This is a genomic window from Verrucosispora sp. FIM060022, assembly GCF_003977705.1.
Classification (GTDB): Bacteria; Actinomycetota; Actinomycetes; order Mycobacteriales; family Micromonosporaceae; genus Micromonospora; species Micromonospora gifhornensis.
Genome location: NZ_RQIV01000001.1, coordinates 462504 through 473999 on the forward strand (window position 1 = coordinate 462504; position 11496 = coordinate 473999).

10 protein-coding genes are annotated in these 11496 nt (G+C 66.6%); 2 read left to right on the top strand and 8 right to left on the bottom strand.

All coding sequences use genetic code 11. The features are described from left to right. Positions 1-113: 113 nt before the first annotated feature. From EG812_RS02065 to EG812_RS02085, 5 genes are all read right to left on the bottom strand, one after another. A complete protein-coding gene (locus EG812_RS02065) occupies positions 114-1511 on the bottom strand; it encodes a GH1 family beta-glucosidase (RefSeq protein WP_126710570.1) in 1398 nt (465 codons plus the stop codon). Further along, complete coding sequence (gene yicI, locus EG812_RS02070) at positions 1508-3739, bottom strand: alpha-xylosidase (RefSeq protein ID WP_126710571.1); 2232 nt, start codon at positions 3737-3739, stop codon at positions 1508-1510. Before yicI ends, EG812_RS02065 begins: the two co-directional genes overlap by 4 nt. A 41-nt stretch (positions 3740-3780) precedes the next feature. Then, positions 3781-4890, bottom strand: a complete 1110-nt coding sequence (locus tag EG812_RS02075; protein WP_013734823.1) for a LacI family DNA-binding transcriptional regulator — start codon at positions 4888-4890, stop codon at positions 3781-3783. Between the two features lie 173 nt (positions 4891-5063). Continuing rightward, positions 5064-5873, bottom strand: coding sequence for a metal-dependent hydrolase (locus EG812_RS02080; RefSeq protein ID WP_102657651.1), 810 nt, complete (start codon positions 5871-5873; stop codon positions 5064-5066). A 262-nt stretch (positions 5874-6135) separates the two neighbouring features. Further along, a complete protein-coding gene (locus tag EG812_RS02085) occupies positions 6136-6495 on the bottom strand; it encodes a hypothetical protein (protein WP_102657673.1) in 360 nt (119 codons plus the stop codon). Positions 6496-6960: 465 nt separating this feature from the next. Here EG812_RS02085 and EG812_RS02090 point away from each other — a divergent pair, with 465 nt between their 5' ends. Both EG812_RS02090 and EG812_RS02095 read left to right on the top strand, forming a co-directional pair. Further along, positions 6961-7269: a CU044_2847 family protein gene (locus EG812_RS02090; RefSeq protein ID WP_126710572.1), complete on the top strand. Its 309-nt coding sequence runs from the start codon at positions 6961-6963 to the stop codon at positions 7267-7269. After that, positions 7269-8189, top strand: a complete 921-nt coding sequence (locus tag EG812_RS02095) for a pentapeptide repeat-containing protein (RefSeq protein ID WP_102657652.1) — start codon at positions 7269-7271, stop codon at positions 8187-8189. The genes EG812_RS02090 and EG812_RS02095 overlap by 1 nt, the downstream gene beginning before the upstream one ends. A gap of 366 nt (positions 8190-8555) precedes the next feature. Here the strand turns inward: EG812_RS02095 and EG812_RS02100 are convergent, their stop codons facing one another. The 3 genes from EG812_RS02100 to EG812_RS02115 all read right to left on the bottom strand — a co-directional run bounded on the left by EG812_RS02100 (position 8556) and on the right by EG812_RS02115 (position 11395). Next, positions 8556-8750, bottom strand: a complete 195-nt coding sequence (locus tag EG812_RS02100) for a DUF397 domain-containing protein (RefSeq protein WP_102657653.1) — start codon at positions 8748-8750, stop codon at positions 8556-8558. A 323-nt stretch (positions 8751-9073) separates the two neighbouring features. Next, a complete protein-coding gene (locus EG812_RS02110; RefSeq protein ID WP_102657654.1) occupies positions 9074-10012 on the bottom strand; it encodes an aminoglycoside phosphotransferase family protein in 939 nt (312 codons plus the stop codon). Between the two features lie 15 nt (positions 10013-10027). Further along, a complete protein-coding gene (locus tag EG812_RS02115) occupies positions 10028-11395 on the bottom strand; it encodes a helix-turn-helix transcriptional regulator (protein WP_158632476.1) in 1368 nt (455 codons plus the stop codon). Between the last annotated feature and the right edge of the window lie 101 nt (positions 11396-11496).

The following is an 11496-nucleotide window of genomic DNA, read 5'->3' on the forward strand; positions in this document are numbered from 1 at the left end:
CTATTTCGGCGACCAAAAGTGCAAGATCGACGGGGCTGGCGCTCGCGTGCGAGCGCCTCGCGTGCGAGCGCCTCGCGTGCGGGTGGCTCGCGTGGGGGTGGTGAGGGAGGGGGTTAGGGGAGGGTGTTGGTGGTGGTGAGGGTGCGGTACCAGTGGGCGGAGTCTTTCCAGGTGCGTTGCTGGGTGTCGTAATCGACGTGGATGATGCCGAAGCGGCGGTCGTAGCCGTACGCCCACTCGAAGTTGTCCAGCAGGGACCAGACGAAGTAGCCGCGCACGTCGGCACCCGCCGTCATCGCGTCGTGGGTGGCGGCGATGTGGCGGCGTAGGTAGTCGACCCGGCGGTCGTCGTGGACGGCACCGTCGGGGGAGACCTCATCGGGGAAGGCGGCACCGTTCTCGGTGATCATCAGCGGCAGGTCGGGATACTCGCGGTGCAGCCGCAGCAGCAGTTCGGTCAACCCGGCCGGTTCGATGTTCCAGCCCATCGCGGTGTGCGGGCCGGGCTGCGGCAGGAACTCCACCTGCTCCGAGCCGACCCACGCCGAGTGCGCCGAACGGCCGTGCCCGTCGGAGTCCGACTTGGTCGACACCCCGTCCCAGGCGCGCACCAGGGTGGTCGAGTAGTAGTTGACGCCGAGCACGTCCAACGGCACCGCCGCGATCCGCTCGTCGCCGTCGCGGACGAACGACCAGTCGGTGACCCCGGCGGTGTCGGCAAGCAGGTCGGCCGGGTACGCCCCGTCCAGCATCGGGCCGAGGAACGCCCGGTTGGCAAGCGCGTCGATGCGGCGTACCGCGTCGGCGTCGGCGGCCGAATCCGAAGCCGGCCGGATCACGTGCAGATTCAACGTCACCGACAGCTGCGCGGCGGACGCCAGCTCCCGGATCACCCGCCCGGCCAGCCCGTGCGCCAGGTTCAGATGGTGTACGGCGGCAAGCGCCGCAGCCGGCTCGGTGCGCCCCGGCGCGTGCACCCCGGAGGCGTACCCGAGGTACGCCGAGCACCACGGCTCGTTGAACGTGGTCCAGGTGTGCACCCGGTCGCCGAGCGCCCCGACGATCGCGGTGGCGTAGTCCGCGAAGCGTGCCGCGGTGTCCCGCGCCGGCCAACCCCCGGCGTCCTCCAACTCCTGCGGCAGGTCCCAGTGGTACAGCGTGGCCACCGGCCGGATGCCCAGCTCCAGCAGCCGATCCACCAGCCGGGAGTAGAAGTCCACCCCGGCCTGGTTGACCGGCCCGGAGCCACCGGGCTGCACCCGTGGCCAGGCGATCGAGAACCGGTACGCCCCGACGCCGAGCGCGGCCAACTGGTCGAGGTCGTCGGCCCACCGGTGGTAGTGGTCGGCCGCCACGTCGCCGGTGTCCCCGTTGAGGGTGCGTCCCGGAGTGTGGCTGTAGGTGTCCCAGATCGACGGTCCCCGGCCACCCTCCTTCGCCGCCCCCTCGATCTGGTACGCCGCCGTGGCCGTACCCCAGACGAAACCCGGGGGGAACACCACTTCGCTCACGTTGCCACCTCCGTTACCTCGCAGCCGTATCCGGACGAGACCCCCGCCACCACCTCGGCGGTGGCCGTCCCGTCCTGGTAGCGCACCTCGAACTCGGTGCCCGGACCGCCGTCGGGCGACGGGATCCGGACCCGGGTGCGTTGCCCCTGCGCCGGGGCGTACAGCCGCAGCTGGACGCCGTCGGCCCACGGGTAGTCGGGTCGGTCGGTGACCGAGCCGAACGGGATGACCGCGCCGGGCCGGGCCAGCACCGGCACGGTGTCGAAGCCGTGCTTCTCGTTCACCCAGCCCGGACCGGTGACCTGCGCCCCGGTCATCAGGTTCGTCCAGGTGCCCGCCGGTACGTAGTAGGTGACCTGCCCGTCGGGGCTCATCACCGGGGCGACAAGCAGGTCCGGGCCGAGCATGTACTGCCGGTCCAGGTAGGCGGTGGTCGGGTCGTCCGGGAACTCCAGGATCATCGGCCGCATCACCGGTATCCCCTCGCGGTGCGCCTCGTCGGCCGCCGCCGCCAGGTACGGCATCAGGCTCAACTTGAGCCGGGTGAACCGGCGCAGCACCTCGACCGCCTCGTCGTCGTACGCCCACGGCACCCGGTACGAGCCGGAGCCGTGCAGCCGCGAGTGCGAGGAGAGCAGCCCGAAGGCGATCCACCGCTTGAACACCGCCGGATCGGGGGTGCCCTCGAACCCGCCGATGTCGTGGCTCCAGTAGCCGAAGCCGGAGGCGGCCAGGGACAGCCCACCGCGCAGCGACTCGGCCATCGCCACGAATGTGGACTCGCAGTCGCCGCCCCAGTGCACCGGGAACTGCTGCCCACCGGCGGTCGCCGAACGGGCGAACACCACCGCCTCACCCGTCCCGCGTTCGGCCTCAAGCAGCTCGAAGACGGTCTTGTTGTACAGGTAGGAGTAGTAGTTGTGCATTCGCTGCGGGTCGGCGCCGTCGTGCCAGAGCACGTCGGTCGGGATGCGCTCGCCGAAGTCGGTCTTGAAGCAGTCGACACCCATGTCGAGCAGGACCTTGAGCTTGTCGGCGTACCACCGGGCGGCGTCGGGGTTGGTGAAGTCGACGAGCGCCATCCCGGCCTGCCACTTGTCCCACTGCCAGATCGACCCGTCCGGGTTACGCACCAGGTAGCCGGCCTGCCGTCCCTCCTCGAACAGGTACGACCGCTGGGCGATGTACGGGTTGATCCAGACGCACACCTTCAGGCCACGCTCGTGCAGCCGACGCAGCATCCCCTCCGGGTCGGGGAACGTGGCCGGGTCCCAGATGAAGTCGACCCAGTGGAACTGCCGCATCCAGAAGCAGTCGAAGTGGAACACCGACAACGGCAGGTCCCGCTCGGCCATCCCGTCGATGAACTCGGTGACTGTCTTCTCGTCGTACGACGTGGTGAACGAGGTGGACAGCCACAGCCCGTACGACCAGGCGGGCACCCGGGCCGGGCGACCGGTCAGCGCGGTGTAGCGACGCAGCACCTCCTTCGGGCTGGGACCGTCGATCACGTGATAGGTCAACGACTGCCCCGGCACACTGAACTGGGTCTGCGACACCACCTCGGAACCCACCTCGAACGACACGTGCTCCGGATGGTCCACGAACACCCCGTAGCCGGCGCTGCTGAGATAGAACGGCACATTCTTGTACGCCTGCTCGCTGGCCGTACCCCCGTCGGCGTTCCAAATTTCCACCGTCTGACCGTTCTTGACGTACGCCCCGAAGCGCTCGCCCAGCCCGTAGATCGTCTCGCCGACGCCGAGCGCCAGCCGGTCGTGCACGTACTTCTGACCGTCGGCGTCGGTGACCACGCCGATGCTGCGCTCGGTGGAGGAGGTGACCAGCCGGTCGCCGCGCAGGAAGTCGACCTGCCACGGCCCGGTCAGCGCCACCCGGACGGTCAACTCACCGGTGGTCAACCGGGCGCTGAGCCCGGTCACCTCGACCTGCACCGGATGATCCGTGTCCTCGGCGAGAACGAAGCGGGGCTGCTTGGGCAGCCCACCGCTGTGGTGCCCGACGGTCACCCCGACCACCCCGGGCGCGGGGGAGAAGAAGCGTACGGTGACCACCGGACGGTTGAGGGTGTCGCCCCGCCCGGTGATCCGGCCGATGGGCGCGAAGACGGTGAACGAGCGTTCGTCGGGCTCCACCGATTCCACCGCGCCGGGTCGCAGCACCGTGACGCCGGGACGCAGTTGCCAGTACCCGTCGGTGAACTTCACTTGTCGGCTCCTGCCTGATGTGTGTCGAGCCCGTTCCTTCGTCAGGGCCGCCGTGCGGTGGCAGCGCTGCGGCGAGCTGCCCTGCTGCCCGGGCCTGGCCGCTGGCGGCCACCGGCGCCCGGGTACGCCGTGCCTGCCGTACGCGGTGGGCCGCTGGATCCGCGGACCTGGAGCGCGCAGGGCAGCAGTTGCTGGTGAATCTCGCGGTGACCGCCGTCGACGTGCCGCAACAGCGTCTCGATGGCGATGCGGCCCAGCGCCGTACCGGGCGAGTTCATCGCGGTCAGCGCCGGGGTGGCCAGCTCGGCGACCTGCGGCGAGGTCACCATCGAGATCACCGACACGTCGTCCGGCACCCGCAGTCCCCGACGGTGCAGCTCGCCGAGCAGCCCGAAGACGGCGCTCTCGTTCATCGCGAGGATCGCCGTCAGATCGGGTGCCTGCCGCAGCGCGGTGGCCAGGGCGGTACGCCCGCCGGCGGCACTGTCCTCGGCGGGGATCATCAGCGGCTCCAGGCCGTGCGCGGCCATCGCGGCGGCGAACGCGTCGCGGGTACGCAACGCCGGGCCGTAGCCCTCGGCGATGGTGCCGGCGGAGTGGTTGACGTAGACGATTCGCCGATGGCCGAGATCCACCAGGTGACCGACCGCCTCCGCCACCGTCCGATCGAAGTCGATGTCCACGTACGACAATCCGGTGGTGTCGGCGGTACGGCCGATCAGCACCAGCGGCACGTCCAGCTCACGCAGCACGTCCACCCGTGGATCGCGCAGTTGCACCTCCATCAGCAGCGCACCGTCGAACATGCGCTGGCTGGCCAGCCGCCGCAGCTCGTCGCGGTCGCCGACACCGATGGGCGCGAGCACCAGGTGGTAGCCGGCCGCGCTGGCACCGGCCGCCGCGCCGGTGACAAAGGCGGTCTCGGTGGCCCCCAAGCCCCGCTCGTCCATCGGCAGCAGCAGACCCACGATCCGACTGCGCCGACTGGCCAGCCCCCGCGCCATGGCGTTGGGCTGGTAATCCAACTCCGCCATGGCCGCCAGCACCTTGTCCCGGGTGGCCTGGGAGATCGGGCGGGCACCGGTCAGCACGTACGACACCGTGCTGACCGACACCTGGGCCAGGCGCGCCACGTCCTGCATGGTCGCCATCGCGGCACCTCCCCGTGGTGAGCCGGCCGCCGTGCGTACGCCGTCGAAGCGGTTAGTCGAAGCGTTTCGACGAACGTATGTGACGAATCCCGTCCCCGTCAATAGGCAACCACGAATGAAAGGCCGCGCTCGGCGAGGGCCTTGACCAGCGCGCGGGTGCCGTCCGGGCCTGCTCAGCCGTCGATGTTGAACTTGTCCAGCAGGGAGGGCGCGAGCAATCCGACGGAGGCCAGGACCGAGATGACGGTCAGTGCGGGGCGGACGATGGCCATCTCGGTGCGCCCGCCGGCCCGCAGAGCGATCTTGTTGGGCAGGCTGATCGGCGTCCACATCCGGCGTTTGATCGGAATCGGCCAGAGGATCGGCACCCCGGCTCTGGTGATCATGTCGCCGATGATGTGCACGAAGGAGCCCACCCCGACCGCCAGGCCGATCATCGGGTACCCCCGATCACCGGGCAGGTTGGCGGCGGTGACCACGGCCCCGCCGGCCGAGATCAGGGTGACGATGAGCCAGCCCGCCCGCTCGGCCCACTTGTCGAACAGCCCGCGCAGCGCCAGACCGATCATGAAGAACAGGATGCCGACGACCGCCCACTTGCCGAACCTCGCGCACAACGTGGTGGTGCCCCAGCCGACAAGCACGGTGAACGGAATCGTGTGGGTCAGCGTCCGGTGACCGTTGTTGCGCTTCGGATCGCGGCTGAGCTTGGTGGCGTAGTAGACGCCCAGCGAGATCTTCTCCACCACCTCGGCGATGAACAGCGAGAAGACGCCGAAGGTACGGGCCACCGTCGCGCCGCCCTTGTTACGGGTCACCTTGCCGGACAGATCAAGGTCGGGCAGCAACGCCCCACCCGCACAGACGGCGGTGCCCACGGCGAGAGCCAACGGAGACTGCTCGTAGTCGTAGAACTGCTGTAGCGCCCAGGACCCGCTCAGCCATACCGCCGCGCCGGACAGCGCGTGCGACGGTCCCATCATCTCGGTTGCCCTCCCCAGGGATCTTGAGCGCCAAAACTACGTCACTGTAGTTCGCCGCACCGCCGCAGGGGCATCACTGTTATGTCCACAAGGGACAGGATCGGAGCGTCTTCCGGAGACCGGGCCGACCACCAGGGAGTATGGCAGTCAGAGCCGGCTCGCCAGGGCACTGTGTCGGCCATGGGACGCGGCCTGCCGCCCAGGCGCTACCCGAGGAGACCGCACGGTTCTTCCGGCTGCTCGGGGGTTGCACGCGGGCCGGTCAGGCACCGGAATCGACGTGGCCCTGCTTCTCCTCGCCGGTGTCGAAGAACCTCGTCAGGTAGGCCGGCGGATCCAGTTCGCTGACCCGAACCAACGAGAAGACCTCAGCCCCATGCCCCGGCTCCTCAAACAGCCGGTATGCCTGAGCAAGTCCCACAAATTTCATGCCGGGCTGCTCCGCCGCATAACCGAGCGCCTCGCCCTCCGCCAAGGAAATCGCCTCGTCGAATCCCTCGGCGCGCCACAACGTCAGCCGCTCCTCGTACATCCGACTCGCCGAGTCGCCACCCGAGCGAAAGACGCAGCGTACGCAGAACCAGCCAACCTCGCCCTGCGTCTCCTCGTCTGGTCCTGTCACCCACACATCCTCGCGCTCTGGACAGCAGGGCCCGCAGCGAAGCCCATGTCTGCTGGACATGGCCGTACTCAGCCTGCCAACCAGCACCCCAAACTGGAATCACCCAAGTCACCCCACGCCGACGAGATAGCTCGCGACACAGCCTGACCGGAGAGACCATGAACCTGGCCATCTCCACGAGCGGTTGACCCAAGATCGAGTGCAAGCACATGCTGTCAACCTGGCGTCACGTGGGTGGCAGGCGCCGTGGTCGGTCGACTGCTTGGTTGTGCCGACGAGCGGATCGCACGTCGTTGGATCCCGACCAACGCCGGCTCTCGTTCACGTCGTCCGGTAATCGCGAACATGCAAATGCCTGGACGTCCCGTGGGCGGCAGACGAACGTCGATACCCCGCTGCATTGGACCTCTGGTATGAACATGTCGTCGATACTGGCGTCCACAGGACGGAATCGAAAGGCTTGATGTGGGAGAAATTCTCCGCGCAGACGACGGAATGCTCTACGAAGGCGACGACAAAGTCAGCGCTAAGTCCTTCGGCCGTCACGGCAGGCCAATACGATCCGAGACAGATATGGGCCGCGCTGTGGAAGGTGTCGTTCGCGAGGCGCGGCGCGGGCTTGCCATCAGTGGTGTGCGAGCAGGAAGCATCGAGTTTGGCCTAAAGCTAGATGCAGAGGCAGGGTTCGTAATCTCCAGGGGAACTGCTGACGCCAGCATTGTCTTCAAGCTCAACATCGAGGCCGACGGCCCAGCCACTCATCAGGGCATCTGATGTCTGTCGAACGTATGGCCAAGGTAATCGGCGTAGTCGGAGTCGTAATCATCTTCGCCTACTGGTATCCGGCGGACTGGTCCGGCAGTCAGTTCATCCGGGACTTCTACGCGAACACAGCTACGACCCTGCTGAGCATCTCGCTCACGGTGCTCCTCGTGGACCGCCTGTACGCCCGACGAGAAGCCGAATACCAGAAGCAGCAGTTGATCCGCGAAATGGGCTCAAGTGACAAAGGGTTCGCACTTCGTGCGGCGAAAGAGATTAGTGCGCAGGGTTGGCTGACCGATGGTAGCATACGCGACTGCGACCTATCCCAAGCAGCCCTTAGTGGAGCGTTTCTCAACGGCGCTGTCTTCAGTAGGGTGACGTTCGATGGAGCGTTCCTTGATCATGCCAGTATGAAAGGTGCGCGAATATCCGGGGGAACCTATCGTGCAACCCATTTCACCGATGCGGTGATGGACGATCTTGTTGTCGAAGATGGCGCGGACTTTATTGGTGCATACTTAGCGGGAGCCACGTTACGTCACGCACAGCTGGCTGGGGCGACGCTTGAGGAAACGGATTTTTTCCGCAGCGACCTCTCGAATGCGAACCTCACAGGTGCTCGCCTGCGACGCGCAAATCTTGCCGAAGCGGTTCTCGACGGAGCGAACCTCGAACGTGCGAACCTCGCGGACCTCCTGAACTGGGAGCAAATTTCGTCGATGAGGGGAACCCGCATCGCAGCGGTGGAGGAAGCGCCACCCGGATTCCGTGAACATGCGCTGAAACTCGGTGCGATCGGTGGGGCGGCAGACGGCACCGGAAAAATTCCACAGCCCACCCGCTCCGCCGGCGCCACGGTCCCCACAAGGCGCACAGGTCCAGCTGAAACTCAGAGCACAAACACCGACGAGGCCCCTGCTCCTACCTGAGGCTGCCTGCCCGCAGATCCTCGCCCGGCGCAGTGGCCGGGCGCAGTGTCAGTGGTGAGGCTGCGTTGTTTTCGCGGCCGGAGCTGTTGCGATCCTCGCCCGACGCAGTGGCCGGGCGCAGCTACTCATGAGCAGTTATAGCGATCCGGCGATGCGACTTGTGGTCACAGCCAGTCCGCGTTGCCCACCTAATCTACATCTCCCAGTTCGGAACCTCCCTAGGCCAGGGCGCCGTCCCCGGTCCCACGACCCGGTGTCCGCCAATGCTGAACCGACGAGGTTCCGTGCTGGAAATCAATCGGAGATAAGTGCTGGTGGTGGCCGCTGACCCAGCGGCCACCACCAGCTCAGGGATGGGGCTGCGGGTTACGGGGTGGGGGCGCGCAGGCTGGTGGTGAAGATGGTCCAGGAGGTGGGGGAGAAGGTCAGTACGGGGCCGTTGGGGTTCTTGCTGTCGCGGACGCCCACGCCGCCACCGGGCAGCGCGTCGGCGACTTCGACGCAGGCTCCCTGGTTGCCGCTGCGGCTGCTTTTGCGCCACTGGACAGTAGTGTCAGCCACGGGTGAATGCCTCCATTGTTGCGGTTATCAACGTCCTCGACGACTTCTCGTCGAGTGCTCGTGAGGTCACGTCGTCCCCACGCGAGTTTGTACGCTGCTACCTCGGTTGCCTTGTCGAGGTAGAGCGCACCGGTGAGGCTGTCGGCGTAGACCAGCGGAGGTTCCAGCGGTTCCGAGGTGCCGGGCACGGGCGGGAACGTACGTCGCGCGCTGTGGCCTAAAGACTGCATAGCGCGGCGTCCTGACCCGCCGACCGCCGTAAGCCTAGAGCTCGTTGATCCAGACGTGGTCGGGCAGGCCGAGGAGCAGGGCTCGCCGGGTCACTATCGGTAGCGTTGCCACACTGCGGAATTGTCGCCCGTCAGATAGGTACGTAGCCGATGGCCCAGCGTTTGCGCGACTTCGGGCCTGCCGGGAAGCTTGTCCATCACGCTGGTGACGAGTTGGAGTTCGCGCACCTCCCGTAGGAGTGGCCAGGACGGCGACGTTGCGAGGTCGAAGCCGTAGACCTCGGCGAACCTCTCATACGGCTCTTTGGGGTCACCGAAGCGGGTGACGCTGTGCACCAGTGGGACGAGGTCCCACTCGCGTGGCCCGATCGACAGCGAATCGAAGTCACACAAACGACCCGAAAGGACGTTGCCTACGTGAGCGTCGCCGTGCACGACACCGGTCGGCAGTTCCCACGTGGCAGCCGCGACCTGGGGCTCCAAGTCCTTACAGCGCTCGTGGAGTCGTGCCACGAGGTCGTCGAGAGTTAACCCGACTTCTCTGAGTGCCCACTGTTGTGTGAACAGGAGGTCGTCAGCGGGAAGGCTGGCTAGCCCGGTCAGCCGGCGTCGAGCCGTGGCAACTGGTGACCAACGCGGCAGGAACGACGGCACCTCGGCGATGGCGTGCAGCCTCGCCAGCGGTTCGGCCAGTTCGACGGGATCGGGGCGGCCTGCCGGATGCGGGAGGTAGTGCCAGATTGTGGCCACCCACTCATCCACCACCACCGGTTGCGCGAGGCTGGTATCCAGCTCGACCGCCGGCACCTCGTGCTCCGTGAGTAGCGCCATCGCTCGGACGACGCGCCGTGCCCGCTCCTGTGCCACCTGGCCATGCGAGAGTCGCAGCACTCTGTCGCCGATCCTGTAGACCGCGTTGATCGTGTATCGCATGAGGTGCGCCTCGCCCGAGGCGAGTCCGGCCTGCTGGCGGACGGCGTCGAGTCCCCGCTGAATCTCGTCGGCAGCCTCAGCGGTCAGGGTGGTCGCCATACCCGCCAGGTTAGGTCACGCAGCCACCCGCGCCCGGATGGCTGTCACCACCTCCGACAACTGCTTGTCGCGACGCGCTTCGATGACATCCGCGACATCGCTGAGCCGATCGAGTAGCCGACGGGACCGCACATGTCGCGCAGCATCCAGGACTGCTTGGACGTGGGGCGCAACCTTGTCTTGTTCTCCGAGATGCGCGTACCCCAACGCCATCGTCACGTGGTCAAACGCGCCACTGCGCGACGTCTCGGTTCGCCGCTCCAACGCCCGGCCTGCATGCGTCAGCGCGAGGGCGGCATGTTGCTCGCGGTATTGGGAGTAGCGAGCCAAGGCCGAGTGGACAACCCCTGACATACCCTCCAAGTCGGCTGGCTCGCAGAAGAACCGAGTCCATTGGGGTGCTTGCGCCGTGTCGGCTCTGCCGATTTCGTCGCGAGCGCGTGCAAGTGAGTCGCGCATCGCAGGCGCGTTTCCCGTTCGGGCATGTGCCCAGGCGATGTTCGCGTGCAGGATCGCCACCGAGGTCAGACAGTTCGAGTTCGTGGCAACGATCTGACCGAGCTGGAAAAGGTGCAAGGCTTCAGCGGGGTCGCCTTGGTGGATGCTGACTCGACCGAGCCGATAGTAGGCGTCCGCCATCAGTGTTGAATCACCCGCCTGGTGGGCATAGACGAGGCCTTGCGCTAGGTGGCGGCGTGCCTCCATATGTTCACCCAGATCATGGGACATCCACCCAACAAGATTGTGCAAGTCCGCCAACTCGGCATGCAGCTCCGCAGACAGTTCGGGAGTTTGGCAGCGGCTGCGGGTGAGACAGCGCGCCCACACCAGGTAGCCCAATGCTGAATCGCGACAGGAGCCACCGCCGTATGTGGCATCCAACTCTCGATGACGTTGAGTAATGTCCCGCACGGTGGCTATGGCCTCCGGGCTCACGACCTCCGGCACTGAAACGGGTTGCTCGTCGACCCTGGGGAGCCAAACCTCGACGTTCGGTGAGCCGCCAACGGCGAAGCCGGCCAGTGCAGCAATGAACTGCCTTCGCTGCTCGGGCTCACCCAACGGCAGTGGCTCGGGGCAATGCTGCTCAGTCGATTCTGTCCCGTATCCGAGGCCCATCAAACCGCGCGGAATCTGGAGGCCCTCCGCGATGCGCGCAAGGACGTCGTAAGCCATCACCTGTCGGCCGCGCGTTATTTCGTAGACCTCGGACGCCGCGAATCCAGCAAGATCGGCAATGCGGCGTTGTGTCATGCCGTGACGCCGGTTCAACAGCATGAAGATTTGGCCTACATCTCGACGCGCCAAGGCACTTCGCATCGCCGGTTCATCCCACCACGAGTGGTCGGGGTACGTCATCTGCGAAAAACGATCTACGTTCACGACAGCCCCATCGACGGAGGGAAGTGAGAGCAGCATAACGAACAGTCATCGTTCGGCCACCCCCGCTCGCCGCCGCACTAGTCAAGGCGACTAGTCGCGCT